General features: G+C 70.5%; 17 protein-coding genes. 12 read left to right on the forward strand and 5 right to left on the reverse strand.

The window, feature by feature from the left end; translation table 11 throughout:
- The first annotated feature begins 42 nt into the window (after positions 1-42).
- Positions 43-771 carry a hypothetical protein gene (locus CS062_RS04945; RefSeq protein ID WP_099860343.1) on the forward strand — a complete coding sequence of 243 codons (729 nt, stop codon included), beginning with the start codon at positions 43-45 and terminating at the stop codon, positions 769-771.
- Here CS062_RS04945 and CS062_RS04950 read toward each other — a convergent pair.
- Entirely contained in the window at positions 747-1,082 is a 336-nt protein-coding gene (locus CS062_RS04950; protein WP_099860344.1) for a DUF2834 domain-containing protein, read from the reverse strand. The genes CS062_RS04945 and CS062_RS04950 overlap by 25 nt on opposite strands.
- Positions 1,083-1,203: 121 nt before the next feature.
- Between CS062_RS04950 and CS062_RS04955 the strand changes: the two genes are divergently transcribed.
- From CS062_RS04955 to CS062_RS04965, 3 genes are all read left to right on the forward strand, one after another.
- Complete coding sequence (locus CS062_RS04955) at positions 1,204-2,004, forward strand: helix-turn-helix domain-containing protein (protein WP_099860432.1); 801 nt, start codon at positions 1,204-1,206, stop codon at positions 2,002-2,004.
- Positions 2,005-2,092: 88 nt separating this feature from the next.
- Entirely contained in the window at positions 2,093-2,581 is a 489-nt protein-coding gene (locus CS062_RS04960; protein WP_099860345.1) for a GFA family protein, read from the forward strand.
- 89 nt (positions 2,582-2,670) lie between these two features.
- Positions 2,671-4,260: a thioredoxin family protein gene (locus tag CS062_RS04965; protein WP_233217911.1), complete on the forward strand. Its 1,590-nt coding sequence runs from the start codon at positions 2,671-2,673 to the stop codon at positions 4,258-4,260.
- 102 nt (positions 4,261-4,362) lie between these two features.
- Here CS062_RS04965 and gstA read toward each other — a convergent pair whose 3' ends face one another.
- Positions 4,363-4,971, reverse strand: a complete 609-nt coding sequence (gene gstA / locus CS062_RS04970) for a glutathione transferase GstA (RefSeq protein ID WP_099860346.1) — start codon at positions 4,969-4,971, stop codon at positions 4,363-4,365.
- Between the two features lie 190 nt (positions 4,972-5,161).
- On the opposite strand from gstA, the gene CS062_RS04975 reads away from it, so the two are divergent.
- The 4 genes from CS062_RS04975 (at position 5,162) to CS062_RS04990 (ending at position 9,236) form a co-directional block, all read left to right on the forward strand.
- Positions 5,162-5,635 carry a MaoC family dehydratase gene (locus CS062_RS04975; RefSeq protein ID WP_099860347.1) on the forward strand — a complete coding sequence of 158 codons (474 nt, stop codon included), beginning with the start codon at positions 5,162-5,164 and terminating at the stop codon, positions 5,633-5,635.
- Between the two features lie 66 nt (positions 5,636-5,701).
- A complete protein-coding gene (locus tag CS062_RS04980) occupies positions 5,702-7,249 on the forward strand; it encodes an alpha/beta hydrolase (RefSeq protein WP_099860348.1) in 1,548 nt (515 codons plus the stop codon).
- Entirely contained in the window at positions 7,246-8,061 is an 816-nt protein-coding gene (locus CS062_RS04985) for an ABC transporter ATP-binding protein (protein ID WP_099860349.1), read from the forward strand. Before CS062_RS04980 ends, CS062_RS04985 begins: the two co-directional genes overlap by 4 nt.
- Positions 8,058-9,236, forward strand: a complete 1,179-nt coding sequence (locus CS062_RS04990; protein WP_099860350.1) for an ABC transporter permease — start codon at positions 8,058-8,060, stop codon at positions 9,234-9,236. Before CS062_RS04985 ends, CS062_RS04990 begins: the two co-directional genes overlap by 4 nt.
- Before the next feature lie 2 nt (positions 9,237-9,238).
- On the opposite strand, the gene CS062_RS04995 is transcribed toward CS062_RS04990, so the two are convergent.
- Entirely contained in the window at positions 9,239-9,610 is a 372-nt protein-coding gene (locus CS062_RS04995; protein ID WP_497006787.1) for a DUF4902 domain-containing protein, read from the reverse strand.
- A 233-nt stretch (positions 9,611-9,843) separates the two neighbouring features.
- On the opposite strand from CS062_RS04995, the gene CS062_RS05000 reads away from it, so the two are divergent.
- From CS062_RS05000 to CS062_RS05015, 4 genes are all read left to right on the forward strand, one after another.
- Positions 9,844-10,557, forward strand: coding sequence for a helix-turn-helix transcriptional regulator (locus CS062_RS05000; RefSeq protein WP_099860351.1), 714 nt, complete (start codon positions 9,844-9,846; stop codon positions 10,555-10,557).
- 124 nt (positions 10,558-10,681) lie between these two features.
- Positions 10,682-10,870 carry a hypothetical protein gene (locus CS062_RS05005; RefSeq protein WP_099860352.1) on the forward strand — a complete coding sequence of 63 codons (189 nt, stop codon included), beginning with the start codon at positions 10,682-10,684 and terminating at the stop codon, positions 10,868-10,870.
- Between the two features lie 53 nt (positions 10,871-10,923).
- The gene (locus CS062_RS05010; RefSeq protein WP_099860353.1) at positions 10,924-12,171 is read left to right on the forward strand and encodes an HlyD family secretion protein; all 1,248 of its coding nucleotides are present in this window, start codon (positions 10,924-10,926) and stop codon (positions 12,169-12,171) included.
- Positions 12,164-14,344: a peptidase domain-containing ABC transporter gene (locus CS062_RS05015; protein ID WP_233217912.1), complete on the forward strand. Its 2,181-nt coding sequence runs from the start codon at positions 12,164-12,166 to the stop codon at positions 14,342-14,344. Before CS062_RS05010 ends, CS062_RS05015 begins: the two co-directional genes overlap by 8 nt.
- Before the next feature lie 200 nt (positions 14,345-14,544).
- Here the strand turns inward: CS062_RS05015 and CS062_RS05020 are convergent, their stop codons facing one another.
- Together CS062_RS05020 and CS062_RS25730 are read right to left on the reverse strand one after the other, a co-directional pair.
- Positions 14,545-15,540 (reverse strand): Bug family tripartite tricarboxylate transporter substrate binding protein, encoded by a 996-nt coding sequence (locus tag CS062_RS05020; protein WP_099860354.1) that lies wholly within the window; start codon positions 15,538-15,540, stop codon positions 14,545-14,547.
- Positions 15,541-15,576: 36 nt separating this feature from the next.
- Entirely contained in the window at positions 15,577-15,861 is a 285-nt protein-coding gene (locus tag CS062_RS25730) for a YkgJ family cysteine cluster protein (protein WP_143742255.1), read from the reverse strand.
- Positions 15,862-15,966 lie beyond the last annotated feature (105 nt).

Here is a 15,966-nt window from a genome sequence, read left to right on the forward strand (position 1 = left end):
CTACTGACGGGTTTCGCCAGGCATCTCGGGCAACATCGCCGGATGTCCTCGCCGCCGCTCCGTCCCACGGTGATCCAGATCCGCCGCCTGCGCCAGCTCTGGCGCTCGGCCGGCTGGCCCTGCCAGGACATGCTGGAGGTGGAACTGCTGGCACTGGGCTGGCTGGAGCGCCAGCAGGACGCGCGCGGCCGCGAGACCTTGCGGCTGACCGGTCCCGGGATCGAGGTCCTGCACCTGGGCCTGCGAAAGAACCGCGCCGCCCGCGACCGGCATGAGGACCTGGTCGGCCGGATGGCCATCGAGCTGCAGCGCGCGGGCCGGATCGTCTGGCGCGGACTGTCGCTGCGCGCCGGCCTGCCGCGCGAGGACGAGCCCGAGCGCCTGCGCTGGGTCAACGCGATGCCCGATGTCTATTCGGTGCGCAACACCACCGTCGAGGACTACCTCGAACCGGCGGTCCACGAGATCAAGGTCAGCCGCGCCGACCTGCTCTCGGAACTGCGCCGGCCGGCCAAGGCCCAGGCTTACCTCGCGCTCAGCGGCCAGTGCTGGTACGTGCTGCGCGCCGGCATCGCGGCGGTCGAGGAGATCCCGCCGGCCTTCGGCGTCCTGTTCGCGCATGAGCTGGCCGAGGGTTGGCGCTTCGAGCTGGGCCGCCCCGCGCCGCGCCGGCCGATGAAGCCCGACTTCGGCACCTGGATGGCGCTCGCGAAGGCGGCACCAGAGGGGCCGCCGCTGGACGAGGGTCAGGACTTGCTCGGGGAGGCCTGAAGGCCGTCGGCCCGGTGCGCCGGCAGGGTGGAGGCCTTCGGCGCCAGCAGCAGGTACAGCAGCGGACCGACCGAGCCGGCCGCCAGCGTGATCACCGCATACGGCCAGAAGCGGCGGCCCTGCTGCCGCGCATCGCGCCACAGGAAGCCCAGCAGCAGCAGGCAGGCGATCATCAGGTCGGCCACCGCCTGCCGGCTGCCGGGCCGCTCGAATAGCGACAGCCACAGGCCGACATAACCCAGCTCCAGGACGACGTGCATCGAATACGCGCCGAACACGGCCAGCACCAGGGCAAGGGAGATCTTCAGCATGACGGGCTCCTTGAGGTCATCGACGGGTTGAACATGGCTTTCAGTCTCGGCGCCGGCGCGCGCCGGCTCAATGACCTCCGAGGTCATTGCCGCCAGCCGCCCCGCGGCTAGCATGACCCGCATGAACACGATCGCTGTCCCGACCTCCGCGATACCCGCGACCTCCCCCGTCACGGTGCTGCTGCCGCAGCTGCGCCGCGAGCGCCGCCTGAGCCAGCTGGAGCTGTCGCTGCGCGTGGGCGTGTCGCAGCGCCACCTGAGCTGCATCGAGACCGGCCGCGCGCGACCCAGCCGCGAGATGCTGATCGCGCTGCTGGACGCGCTGGATGCGCCGCTGCCGCGCCGCAACGAGGCGCTGCTGGCCGCCGGCTACGCGCCGCACTATCCGCGCCGCTCGCTCGACGACCCCGACCTGGACGCGGTGCGCCAGGCGCTGCGTCACCTGCTGGACGCGCACGACCCCGCGCCCGCCCTGGTGCTGGACGGTGGCTGGAACCTGGTGATGGCCAACCGCGGCGCCCACCGGCTGATGACGCTGCTGGGCGTCGACGCCGGGACGATGCTGCAACCGGGCTTCAACCTGCTGCGGGCCTGCCTGCAGCCCGGTGGGCTGCGGGCGCTCTGCGAGAACGAGGACGAGGTCTGCGCCGCGCTGTGGAGCCGCGCCAATCACGAGGCCGCGCACTTCGCCGAGCTCAAGCCGCTGCTCGAGGAACTCCGCCCGCATGTGCCGCAGCGCGTCGCGACGGACGCGCACACGCCGCTGCTGCACACGCGGCTGCGCTCGTCGGCCGGCGTGCTCAGCCTGTTCTCGGCCTTCACCAGCTTCGGCTCGCCGCTGGACGTCACCCTGGCCTCGCTGCGCGTGGAGCACTTCTTCCCGGCGGACGCCGCCACCCGCATCGCGCTCGCCGACGGCTGAGCCGGCCCGGTCGCGGGGCGACCGGCCGGTCGCTCGCCGTTGTCGAACGGCTATCCTGCGCGCTCCGCATGCCAGGAGGAGACAAGCGATGAGCGACGCCCCCGACACCTTCGAAGGCGGCTGCGACTGCCGCCAGGTCCGCTACCGGATGACCAGCCGCCCGCTGTTCGTCCATTGCTGTCATTGCCGCTGGTGCCAACGCGCCAGCGGTGCGGCCTTCGCGCTGAATGCGCTGATCGAGGCGGATCGCGTGGAGCTGCTCGCGGGCGAGCCGGTGCCGGTGATGAACCCGTCCGCCAGCGGCAAGGGCCAGAAGATCTGGCGCTGCCCGAGCTGCTGGATCGCGGTCTGGAGCAACTACGCCGGCGGCGGCGACGCGATGCGCTTCGTCCGCGTCGGCACCCTGGACGAGCCGGACCGCCTGCCGCCGGACATCCACATCTTCACTGCCTCCAGGCAGCCTTGGGTGCAGTTGCCGCCCGACGCGGTCGCCGTGCCCGAGTACTACGACGCCCGCGAGCGGTGGCCGGCCGAGAGCCTGCGCCGCGGCGCGATCCTGCGGGGCAAGCAAGGTTAGAAGCGTCCCGCATATCGGGTCCGCCGGCGCGGCGCCACAATGCCGCCTTTCCTCGACACCGACCGGCTCACGAGGCCGCGAGTTCCGCCATGACTTTCCGCACCTCGACCGCCCAGCGCCTGCGCTCGGCCGCCCGCCTGACCGTCCTTGCGACCGCGCTGTCCACGATCGGCGCGATGCCGGCGCTGATGCCCACGGCGACCGCCGCCAGCGCCGCGGCCTCGGTGTCGTGGCAGGAGGCCTCCGGCGACGCCGACATCGAGCGCGCCTTCGCCCAGGCGCGGGGTGAGAAGAAGCCGGTGCTGCTGTACTGGGGCGCCAAGTGGTGCCCGCCGTGCAACCAGCTGAAGGCCACGCTCTTCAACCGCGCCGACTTCATCGAGCAGTCGCGCGCCTTCGTCGCGGTCCACATCGACGGCGACAACCCCGGCGCCCAGCGCCTGGGCGCGCGCTTCAAGGTGCGCGGTTACCCGACGATGATCCTGTTCGGCAACGACGGCCAGGAGCTCACCCGCCTGCCGGGCGAGGTCGACGCGCCGCAGGTGCTGCGCGTGCTGCAGCTGGGCCTGGCCGGCGGCCGCCCCATCAAGACGGTGCTGAGCGACGCGCAGGCGGGCAGGAAGCTGTCCGCCAACGAGTGGAAGCTGCTGGGCTTCTATTCCTGGGAGACGGACGAACAGCAGCTGGTGCCCGCCGCGCAGCGGCCCGCGCTGCTGGCCCGGCTCGCCGCCGCGAGCCAGGGCGTCGACGAGGAGACCACCACCCGGCTGTGGCTCAAGGCGCTGGCGGCCACCGAGGGCGGCGGCGCGCTGAAGGCGGATGCCGCGCTGCGGGCCCGCGTCGAGCAGGTGCTGGCCGACCCGGCCGCAGCCCGCGCGCAGATGGACGTGCTGAGCAACAACGGCGAAGACATCGTCCGCGCGCTGGCGCCGGCGGCTGGCAAGGAGCGCCAGGCGCTGGTCGCGAAGTTCGACGAGGCGCTCAAGCGCTTCGAGGCCGACGCCTCGCTGTCGCGGGCCGACCGCCTGCAGTCGCTGATCGCGCGCGTCGAACTGGCCCGGCTGGACCAGTCCAAGACCGCGTTGACGCCCAAGCTGCCCGCGCCGTTGCTGGCCGAGGTGAAGGCGCATGCCGCCAAGGTCGACAAGGAGGTCACCGACGGCTATGAGCGCCAGGCGGTGATCACCTCGGCGGCCTTCCTGCTGGGACGCGCCGGCCTGTGGAGCGACAGCGACGCGCTGCTCAAGGCCAGCCTGGCCAGGAGCCACAGCCCTTACTACCTGATGAGCTCACTGGGCAGCAACGCCCGCAAGCAGGGGCGCAAGGAGGAAGCGCTGCGCTGGTACGAGGAAGCCTTCAACAAGAGCGAAGGTCCGGCGACCCGGTTGCAATGGGGCTCGAACTACCTGAGCGCGCTGGTGGAGCTGACGCCGCAGGACGCGGCACGCATCGAGAAGGCGGCCTCGCAGCTGCTGGCCGAGGCGGCGAAGGACAAGGGCGCGTTCTATGAACGCAGCGCGCGCTCGCTGCAGAAGGTCGGCAGCCAACTGGTGGCGTGGAATGCGAACGGGCAGCATGAAGCGACCCTGACCCGGCTGCGGACGCAGCTCGACGGCGTCTGCGCCAAGCAGGATGCCGATGACAAGGGCGCCTGCGAGTCGCTGCTGAAGAAGGGCTGAGGCCGCTGCCCTCGGCCTCCGCCCTCGCCGCCGCGCTCCCCGCAAGCGGGCGAGGGAGCAAGAGGGGGCGCAGCGCTTGCTCGGCCCCCTTGAAGGCGCCGACTACTTCAGCAGGCCTTCCGTCTTCATGGCCTCCTGCACCGCCGGGCGGGCCGCGACGCGGCCGCGGTAGGCCACGACGTTGGGATAGCCGGCGAGGTCCACGCCCACATGCGGGCCCCAGTTCGAGACGGTGAACAGGTAGGCATCGGCCACGGTGAACTGCTCGCCCATCAGGAACTGCTTGCCTTCGAGCTGGCCGTCGAGCCACTTGAAGCGCTCATGCAGCTTGTTCCGGAACACGCCCTTGGCGTCCTCCGAGATCGCCGGGTTGAACAGCGGACTGAAGGTCTTGTGCAGCTCGGAGGTGATGAAGTTGAGCCACTCCTGCAGCCGATAGCGCGCCATCGTGCCGTTGGCCGGCGCGAGCTGCTTGCCGGGCGCCTGGTCGGCGATGTACTGGACGATCGCCGGCCCCTCGGTCAGCCGCTGGCCGTCGTCGAGTTCCAGCAGCGGCACATAGCCCTTGGGATTGATGCCGTAGTAATCGGTCCCGTCCTGCAGCTTGTGGGTCTTGGTGCTGGCCAGCACCGGCTCGAAGGCCAGGCCGGCCTCGCGCAGGACGATGTGCGGCGACAGCGAGCAGGCGCCGGGGCTGTAGTAGAGCTTCATGGGGTCTCCTTGGACATGGGTCGCTCGCGGGTGGGCGGGCGATTGGGGGAAGCGGAACCCGGGGACCATACGCGCCCGGCCCGACCCGCGCAATGCCAGGACGGCGCGCGGGGCTGTCGCCGTCGCGCCAATCGCCCGGCGGCTGCGCGCCTACAGTCGCCCGGTCGCGACTTGTTCGAGGACCTCATCGATGAACGCCCCCACCCCCGGCCCTACCCCGACCCATGCCTTCGAGGACTTCAGCGTCGGCCAGGTCCGTGAATTCGGCTCGCGTCGGGTCGACCGCGAGGAAGGCCTGGCCTTCGCCGCCGCCTACGACCCGCAGCCGCTGCACCTGGACGAGGACGCCGCCAACGCGTCGGTGCTGGGCGGCCTCTCGATCAGCGGCTGGCAGACCTGCGCGCTGGTGATGCGGATGATGTGCGACGCCTACCTGCTGGACTCGACCAGCCAGGGCTCTCCCGGCATCGACCAGCTGCGCTGGCTCAAGCCGGTGCGCCCCGGCGACACGCTGCGGGTGCGCATGACCGTGCTGGAGACCAAGGCCAGTCGCAGCCGCCCGCAGATCGGGCTGGTGCGCTCGGGCTGGGAGGTCTTCAACCAGAAGGACGAACAGGTCATGAGCATGGAAGGCTGGGGCATGTTCGGTCGCCGCGAGACCTGACCGAAGGCACCCTGCCGCGCTCCGCCCGCTGGCCATAATCGCCGGGCACGACGGAGGAGTGAGTCCATGTTGACGCGTCCCGGGGCAAGGCCTGCCCCCCGAGCCCGGCCGGCGCCGGCCCTGTGGTCGATGGCGGCGGCGCTTGCGCTGGCCGCGGGTAGCGCCCGCGCGGCGCCGCCCGATCCGATCCGGCCGCTGACGGCCTGCCGCGTCGACGGCGTCTCCACCGAGGTGCTGTGCGGCCAACTGAGCCGGCCGCTCGATCCGGCCCGGCCCGACGGCGTGCGCATCGACATCCGCTACGTCGTGGTGCCCGCGCTGGCCCGCAACAAGCTGCCCGACCCGGTGCTGCTGCTGGCCGGCGGTCCCGGCCAGAGCGCCATCGCGCTGACGGCCTCGGTGATGCCGCGGCTGTCCCGGCTGAACTATCGCCGCGACCTGGTCTTCATCGACCAGCGCGGCACCGGCCGCTCGGCGCCGCTCTCCTGCCCCGACAACAGCGACCGCGGCCTGGACGAACTGCTGAAGCCCGGCGCCAAGGTTCGCCTGCTCGAGCAATGCCGCGACACGCTGCAGCGGCTGCCCCACGGCGACCTGCGCTACTACACCACGACGATCGCCATGCAGGACATGGACGCGGTGCGCGCGGCGCTCGGCGTCGAGCGCTGGAATCTGATCGGCGCGTCCTACGGCACGCGGGCGGCGCTCGAGTACCAGCGCCAGTTCCCCGACCGGGTGCGCCGCGCGGTCATCGATGGCGTCGCGCCGCCGGACATGGTGCTGCCGGTCAGCTTCTCGCAGGACGCCCAGCGCGCGCTCGACCTCAGCTTCGCCGCCTGCGCCCAGGCCGCCGACTGCCATGCCCGCTATCCGGCGGTGAAGGCCGAATGGCAGGCGCTGATCAAGGGCATGCCGCGCAAGGTCGCCTTCACCCATCCGCTGACCGGGCGGCCGGAGGAGGTCACCCTGACGCGCGAGGGCCTGCTGGGGCTGGTGCGACCGCCGCTGTACGCGCCCAATGTCGCCGCGGCGCTGCCGGCGGCCATCCATGAGGCCTCGCTGGGCCGCTTCGACGCGCTGGCCGGACTGGCCGGCCAGCTCGGCGGCGGCTCGCGCGCGATGCGAATCTTCGAAGGCATGCACTTCTCGGTGATCTGCGCCGAGGACGCACCGCGCATCGCCGCCTCGACCGAGGCCCCCTCGCCCGACTTCGGCACCCTGGACCGCGACCTCTACACCCGCGTCTGCGCAAGTTGGCCACGTGGCGAGGTCGCGCCTGCGTTCTATGCCATCCCGCCGGCCCGCCATCCGGTGCTGATCACCAGCGGTGGCAGCGACCCGGCCACGCCCGAACGCCACGGCCAGCGGGTCCAGGCCGCGCTGGGCGCCCAGGCGCGGCATGTCGTCGTCCCGACCGCCGGCCATGGCGTCATGCTGACGCTGCCCTGCATGCGCGACGTGCTGTTCCGCTTCATCGATGCACCGCGCGACGCCGATGCACTCGCCGTCGACGCGAGTTGCGCGCTCAAGCTGCCGCGTCCGCCCGCCTTCCTGCCCCCCACGCCGGCGACCCTCGCGGCCGCCGCATCCGCCGCCCGGGAGTCCGACCGATGATCCGCCTGCATGCCCTCCACAAGGCCTTCCAGACACGGGGCGGAAGTGGCTCGCTGGCCGCCCGCTTCGGTCGCAAGGGCCCGGCGCGCACCGTCGTCGCGGTCGATCGGCTGGACCTGGACGCCCCCAACGGCCGCATCACCGGGCTGCTCGGTCCCAACGGCGCCGGCAAGACGACCTCGCTGCGGATGCTGGCGGGCCTGTTCCCGCCGGACCAGGGCGCGATCGAGGTCGACGGGGTGGACGTGCTGCGCTCGCCGCGCGAGGCGCTGTCGCGCATGGGCATCCTCGGCGATGCCCATGGCCTGTACCCGCGCCTGACGGCGCGCGAGAACATCGTCTACTTCGCGCGGCTGCAGGACCTGCCGATGGAGCAGGCCCAGGCGCGCGCCGAGTCGCTCGCGGAACTGCTGGACATGCGCGCCATCCTGGACCGCCGCGCCGAGGGCTTCAGCCAGGGCGAGCGGATGAAGACCGCGCTGGCCCGCGCGCTGGTGCATGACCCGGCCAACATCGTGCTGGACGAGCCGACCAACGGCCTGGACGTGGTCGCCACGCGCGCGCTGCGCGAGGTGCTGCGCCACCTGCGCTCGCCGGCCGGCGGCGCCAAGTGCATCGTCTTCTCGAGCCACATCATGCAAGAGGTGGAACAGCTCTGCGACCAGGTGGTGGTGATGTCGCACGGGCGCTCGGTCGCGACCGGCACCGTCGACGGCCTGCTGGCGCAGACCGGCCGGCAACGTTTCGAGGACGCCTTCGTCGACCTCGCCTTCCCCGAGGCGGCGCAGCCGCGCCAGCTGGAGTCCGCATGAACGGTCCCTTCCTCAAGGCTTTCCGCACGGTCTTCGCCAAGGAGATCGTGGATGCGCTGCGGGACCGCCGCACGCTGCTGCGCCTGCTGGTGCCGGCGGTGCTGATGGGACCGCTGCTGCTGATGCTGATGTCGGGGCTGACGGCCTCGCTGCAGGAGCGGGCCGAGCAGCGCGAGCTGCTGGTCGTGGGCATCGAGCATGCGCCCACGCTGCGCAACTACCTCGAGCGCCAGACCTACACGATCAAGGCGGCGCCGACCGACTACGAGGCCCGGCTGCGCGCATCGACGCTGACCGATCCGGTGATGGTGGTGCCGGCCGACTTCGAGACGCTGCTGGCCGGCGGCGAAGCGCCGCGGGTGGAGATCGTCACCGACAGCGCCAACCAGCGGGCCGAGGCCGGCGTGGGCACGATCAATCGCCTGCTGCAGGGCTTCAGCAGCGAGCGCACGACGCTGGCCCTGGCGATGCGCGGCATCGGCGCGCGGCAGCTGCAGCCGATCGATGTCCAGGAGCGCGACCTCGCCAGCCTGCAGGCGCGCTCGACGCGGCTGACCCAGATCCTGCCGATGTTCATCATGATGGCGGTGCTCTACGGCGCGCTGACCGCCGCGCTCGACAGCACCGCCGGCGAACGCGAGCGCGGCTCGCTCGAGCCGCTGCTGGTCAATCCGGCGCCGCATGCCGCGATCGTCGCCGGCAAGTGGGCCGCGGTGATGATGGCGGGCCTGACGGTGGCCGTGCTGTCCAACCTCAGCTTCCTGCCGGGCCAGTGGCTGATGCGCAGCGACGCGCTGGCGGCAATGTTCCAGTTCGGCTGGAGCGAGGCGCTGCGCTTCCTGCTGCTGCAGATCCCGCTCGCCGCCGGCCTGGCGGCGGTGCTGATGGCGCTGGCCATCCGCACCAAGACCTTCAAGGAGGCGCAGGCCAGCACCACGCTGGTGGTGACCGCGATCTCGCTGGCGCCGGTGGTGGCGATCATCCATCCCGGCGGCGAGGCGTCCTGGCATCTGTGGGTGCCGGGGCTGGGCCAGAACCTGCTCATGATGCAGGTGCTCAAGGGCGAGCCGCTGACCTTCGCCAAGGTGATGCCCACGGTGGTCGTGGGCGCCGCGCTCACCGTGGCCGGGCTCGCGCTGGTGGCGCGCTCGATGCGCGCGGCCGTGGCGCGATGAGCTCAGTGCCGCGTCGCGAGCGCCAGCTGCACCTGCTCCTGCCACGGCAGCGTGTGCACGATGCCGTTGAGCTGGATGGCCGATTCGATGGGAGCGAGCACCTCGCCCTCGCCATTCAGGAACTGGAGGTTGGTCACCAGTGCCATCGGATCGACCATCGACACGATGCCGTAAGGCATGCGCACCCAGTCCCAGGCCACGCCGGCGGCGCCGAATTCCGACTCGCCACTCCACAGGGTTTGCCCCATGGCCGGGTGATCCTCGTCTCCCGCCACCAACACGCGCGTGCTCAAATGCGCGAACTGTAAGCGGGGTAGACGCTGCACATCACACAATATTCGTGGCCACGCGTACACAATCCAAGCTGGTGTCATTGTCAGAATTGTTTGGTTTGGCTATTGCGGATCGGCGGTTGCTGCTTCTCCCCTTGACCAGCAGTGTGGTCACGATGGGCACGAGCCGCCAGCTGTAAACCCTGTCAGGGGCGTGAATGCGTCACGTGGCCTATGCGGTCGCATCGGACGCGTGGCGGAACCCAGACGAGCCCGGCGACCCGCGACAGCGACCGAAGAGGCCCACTAGGCCGGCCGATGGGCCGGAGCGATCAATGCTGCAAGGCGGTTATCAATCAGTCCTGGAAGCGCGCTCACGCGAAGAGTTCCGCAGTGAGGTGATCCGCTTCGCGCAAAAACTGGATTTCCAGACGGTGTCGGCGATCACGGTGGTGGACCACACGCTGGCCGAGACCGAGTTCATCACCATCGACAACTGCCCCGCCGGCTATGCGGAGGTGATGCATGCGCCGGAGTTCGGCCGGCGCGATCCGGTGATGCAGCACTGCAAGCGCAACAGCATGCCCATCGTCTGGGACCGCCAGACCTATGCGCGGCATGGCGCGAGCGACATCTGGGAATCGCAGGCGCAATTCGGATACAGCACCGGCATCTGCCTGGCGCTGCACCTGCCCGAGGGCCGGCACTTCGTGCTCGGCGTCGATCGCGACCAGCCGCTGCCCAGCGATTCGGGCCAGCTCACGCGCATGGTGGCGGACCTGCAGCTGTTCGCCGTGCATGCGGTCGACACCGCGCTGCGCGTGCTGCTGCCGGAGGAGAAGGTCACCGAATCGCCGCGGCTCACGCCGCGCGAGCTCGAGTGCCTGCATTGGACGATGGAAGGCAAGACCGCCTGGGAAGTCGGTGCCATCCTCAGCATCACCGAACGCACGGCGGTGCTGCACATCAACAATGCGATGCACAAGTTGGGCTGCTCCAACAAGCACCAGGCGGTGCTGAAGGCGCTCCGGCTGGGCCTGATTCGCTGATGCTGCCCGGGGCAGCACCTTGTAAACACTGTAAGAGCTGACAGTTATGCGTCAGGCGGCGCGCTGCTTCAATGCGTCCCGTGCTCAACACATTCCGGGCACGTCACCGAATCTGGAGCCTCTTATGCAAGCCCAACCGCAAAACGTCGCTGTCACCACGCAAGTCGAAGAAGGTCTGGTCGAGTTGGACCTGCAGGCCCTGGTTCACGTCGGCGGCGGCGCCCCGAAGGGCACCTGGCTGGTCGGCAGCGATGTCACGCTGACCGCGGCCGCCTCGCTGGACGTGGAACCGGCGCCCAAGGGCACCTGGTGAGCCCCCGCGGCTCCGGCGCGATCCGTCAGGTTCGCAACCAGGCGTAGCAAATCGTGGTGGCGCTCTTCCGCGCCGAAGCCCAGGCCTCGCAGCAGCAGGCCTGGTTGGGATCGGTGCAGCTGCATCGGCCCGCCACCTTGCGATGGCTGAGTCTGCTGGCCCTGGGGGGTGTCGTCGCGGTCGGCGCCTTCCTGTTCAGCACCGAGTACACCCGCAAGGCCCGCGTCAACGGCCTGCTGGTGCCCGAGCGCGGCGTGATGCGGCTGAGCGTGCCGCAAAGCGCCACCGTCGTGGCACGTCCGGTCCAGGATGGGCAGCAGGTGCGAGAGGGCGACGTGCTGTTCGTGCTGTCGCTCGACAGCGCCAACCCGACCGGCGACAGCCTGTCGCGGACCTTGAAAGACCGCGAGCAATCGCTGGGCGCCGCGCAGGTGCAGCAGCGGGAAATCGCGCAGAGCCAGGCGGCCTCGTTGAAGGCGCGGATCGCCACGCTCGAATCCACGCTGCGGCAGGCCGAGACCGAGCTGCAGCTGCATGCCCAGCGCGAAGCGCTGGCGCAGCAGAGTCTGGGACGGCTGGAATCGCTGGCGAAAGACCAGTTCGTATCGAGCGCCCAGGTCCAGACCAAACGGGAGGAGTTGCTTGGCTTGCAGGCCCAACGGCAGGCACTTTCGCGCGAGCGCGAGAACCTGCAGCGGGAGGCGTTGGGCTTGCAAGCTGAGCTTCAGGCGATCCCCTTGAAGGCACAGGTCCAGCAAGGGGAACTGGCGCGCGACATCGCCGCGCTGCAGGCGCAGGGCGTGGAACACGAGGCGCGACGCCGGCTCGTGCTGCGCGCGCCCAGTGACGGCCAGATGAGCACCGTGCTGGCCGAACCGGGCCAGGTCGTGCAGGCCGGCACCCAGCTCGCCGCGCTGCTGCCGGCGCGCACGCCGCTGCAGGCGCATCTCTACGCCCCGTCCAGCGCCGTCGGCTTCCTGCGCCCGCACCAGGCGGTGCTGCTGCGCTACCAGGCCTTCCCGTACCAGAAATTCGGCCAGCAGGCCGGCGAGGTGCTGCAGGTCTCGCGCACACCGCTGCAGGCGGCGGAGCTCGCGCAGCTCGGACTGCCGGCCGCGATGGCGCAAGGCGAGCCGATGTACCGCATCACCGTGCAGCTGCAGCGCCAGTCGGTCGAGGCCTACGGGCAGGACCAGACGCTCAGCCCCGGTATGCTGCTCGAGGCCGACGTGCTGCTCGAGCGGCGCCGTCTGATCGAATGGATCTTCGAACCGCTGCTGAGCCTCGCCCGCCGTGTCTGACGTCCCCGCTTCCGGCGCCCCGCCCGGCGCTCCGCCTCCGGGCACCGCGCCCGCCGGCTTCCTGGCGAAGCTGAACCTCGGCTGGCGCCGCCGCCGTCCCGTCATCCTGCAGACCGAGGCCGCCGAGTGCGGCCTCGCCTGCCTGGCGATGGTCGCCGCCGCGCATGGCCAGCGGTGGGCGCTGGGCGAGCTGCGCGATCGCTTCGCCGTCTCCCTCAAGGGCCTCACGATGGCGGACCTGGTCCGCATGGGCGCGCAGCTCGGCCTCACCGCCCGCGCGCTGCGCGCCGAGCCGCAGACGCTGCACAAGCTGCAGACGCCCTGCATCCTGCATTGGGACTTCAATCACTTCGTCGTGCTGGACCGCGTCGACGGCGATCGGGCGGTGGTGCTCGATCCCGCGCACGGCGAGCGCCGGCTGCCGCTCGCGGAGGTCTCCAAGCACTTCACCGGCGTCGCGCTCGAGTTGCGTCCCGGCATGGACTTCGCCCGCAAGGCGCCAGCGCCAGCGCCGAAATGGCGGCAGCTGCTGGGCCATGTCACCGGGCTGAAGCGCTCCATCGCGCAGGTGCTGGCGCTGGCGCTCGGACTGGAGCTGCTGGGCCTGCTCGCGCCCTTCCTGCTGCAATGGACCGTCGACGGCGTCATCGTCAGCGCCGACCGCGACCTGCTCGTCACGCTGGGCATCGGCTTCGCGCTGCTGGTGCTGCTGCAGGTCGGCATGGGCCTGCTGCGCTCCTGGGCGGTGTTGATCCTGTCGGCATCGCTCAACCTGCAATGGCTCTCCAACGTCTTCTCGCACCTGCTGCGGCTGCCGCTGGCCTGGTTCGAGAAACGCCATCTCGGCGACATCTGGTCGCGCTTCTCCAGCGTGCAGGAGATCCAGAAGACCCTCACCGGCAGCTTCATCGAGGCGGTGCTCGACGGCCTGATGGTGCTGCTGACGCTGGCGATGATGGTGCTCTACAGCGGACGCCTGACGGCGGTCGCGCTGACCGCGGTGGCCGGCTACGCGCTGCTGCGCTGGGCCTGCTTCCGGCCGCTGCGCGACGCGCAGGAAGAGGCGCTGAACCACGAGGCGCGCCAGAACAGCCATTTCCTCGAGTCGCTGCGCGGCGCGCAGGCGATCAAGCTCTTCAATGCCCAGGCCGATCGCGGCGCGCGTTTCGCCAACCTGGTCGTCGAGCAGATGAACGCGTCGCTGACCGGCCGCAAGCTCGAACTCGGCATGACGCAGGGCAACAAGCTGCTGTTCGGGCTGGAGCGCGTCGCCATCGTCGCGCTGGGCGCGATGCTGGTGCTGGACAAGGAACTCTCGGTCGGGATGCTGTTCGCGTTCCTCGCCTACAAGGACCAGTTCAGCCAACGCATCGCCGGCCTGATCGACAAGGTGGTCGCGCTGAAGATGCTGCGCCTGCAGGGCGAGCGCCTGGCCGACATCGTGCTGACCGCGCCCGAGGCCGACCTCGACGCGCCCGGCCGCGCGGTGCCGCGCGAGGCGCCGCTGGAGCTCGACGGCCTGCGATTCCGCTATGCCGACGGCGAGCCGGAGGTCATTGCCGGCTGCTCGCTGCGCATCGAGCCGGGGGAGTCGGTGGCCATCGTCGGGCCGTCGGGCTGCGGCAAGACCACGCTGATGAAGCTCATGCTGGGCATCCACGCGCCGCAGCAGGGCGAGATCCGCATCGGCGGCGTCGCCCTCGCGCAACTGGGGACCAACGCCTGGCGCGAGCGGATCGGCACGGTCATGCAGGACGACCAGCTCTTCGCCGGCAGCATCGCGGACAACATCAGCTTCTTCGACCTGAACGTCGACCCTGACTGGGTCCGCGAATGCGCACGACTGGCCTGCGTCCTGGAGGACATCGAGGCCATGCCGATGCGTTTCCAGACGCTGATCGGCGACATGGGCTCGAGCCTCTCCGGTGGCCAGCGCCAGCGCATCCTGCTGGCCCGGGCGCTCTACAAGCGACCGCAGTTCCTGTTCCTCGACGAGGCTACCAGCGCGCTCGATGTCGAGCGCGAGCGCCTCGTCAACGCGAGCCTGCGCCAGCTGCCGCTGACCCGCATCGTCATCGCCCACCGCCCCGAGACGATCGCGGCCGCGCAGCGCGTCGTCAGCCTGCAGGGCGGCCGCGTCGTCCAGGATCTGCGCTCGGTCCAGCACCGCTGACCGCGATCAACGAGCCCCGCCATCCCGTCCCTACCCGCCCCCACCCGCGAGTGCCACCTCCTGCGGCGTCAGCCAACCTCCGTGGGGCCGGAACGATGCGGGGGGTTCCCGGACGGGATGCCCCCCGCGTCGTGGAGTGCCCGCGCTTGGCCGCCCGCGGTCAAGGACCCCCAGACGGCGAGGCAACAACGCCCCCAAACTCAATCGGGCTTGATCTTCGCCCGCGCCACCACCTGCTTCCAGCGCTGCTGTTCCTGCGCGATGAACGCGGCGAACTGGGCGGGCGTGTTGCCGATCGGCTCCGCCGCGTCATGGCTGAGGCGCTCCTTCGCGGAAACCGACCGGATCGCTTTCGCCGACTCCACGGCGAGCTTGTCCACATTCGCCGGCGCGAGATTGGCCGGCGCGCACAGCCCGTACCACTGCGTCATCTCGAAGCCCGGATAACCCTGCTCGGCGACGGTCGGCACGTCGGGCAGCTGCGGCAGGCGTTCCTTGGAGCCGGTGGCCAGGCAGCGCAGCTTGCCGGCCTTGATGAATTGCAGGATCGCCGGTGCGCCGACCGAGGCGGCTTCCAGCCGTCCTGCCAGCAAGTCGGTCAGCTGCGGGCCGGTGCCGCGATACGGGACGTGGAGGATGAAGAGGTCGGCGACCATCTTCAGGTACTCCATCGCCAGGTGCCCGGCGCTTCCGTTGCCTGCCGATCCGTAGCTGAACTTGCCCGGGTTCTTGCGCACCAGCGCGACCCATTCCTTGAGGTTCTTGGCCGGCACATCGGGATGGACGACGTAGAGGCTGGGCACCTTGGCCAGCAGCGTGATCGGCTTGAAGTCCCGGTTGGGGTCGTAGGGCAGCTTGTCGTAGATGTACGGGTTCACCGCCAGCGTCCCGATGTGGCCGAGGATCAGCGTGTGCTGGTCCTCCGCGCGCGCCACCTCGACCATCGCGATGTTGCCGCCGCCGCCGGGCTTGTTGTCGACGTAGACCGCCTGGCCCAGTGTCTTGCTGAGTTCGGCGGCGGTGGCGCGGGCCACGATCTCGCTGCTGCCGCCGGGCGCGAAGGGCACGACCAGCCGGACGTTGCGCGACGGCCAGGTCGATTGCGCGAACGCCGGGGCGCTCGCCCCGAAGCTGGCGGCGCCGAGCGCGGCGGATTGCAGGAGGAAACGGCGGCGGTCCTCGTCGGTGGGAATCATGGTTGTCTCCGATCGGTTCTTCTGGAGAGGGTGACTCTACGGAGCCGCGCTTTCAAGGCGCTGTCGGTCCGGCGCGGTCTGCTCCTCCATCCAGCCGAGCCAGCGCATCGCCTGCTCGCGGGAGTCGCCGCACATGTCCTCCGACGGCGGCAGCGATCCGCAGACCGGCGGCCGTTCCGGCCGGCCGAAGATCCGGCAGCGCAGGTCTTCGTCGAGTTGGACGCAACGCACGCCGGCCGGCTTGCCGTGCGGCATGCCGGGGATCGGGCTGCTGATCGACGGGGCAATGCAGCAGGCGGCGCAGTGGGGACGGCAATTCATGACGGCGGGATTGTCGCCCCGCGCCTTCCGAGGACGCCAACAAGGTCCGCCCGCCATGCCCCTGAGGCAGTGACTTATCCACAGCCCCGCGTAAAATCGCGCCCT

The organism is Roseateles chitinivorans, assembly GCF_002761755.1.
In the GTDB taxonomy this organism is placed as follows: Bacteria; Pseudomonadota; Gammaproteobacteria; order Burkholderiales; family Burkholderiaceae_C; genus Roseateles; species Roseateles chitinivorans.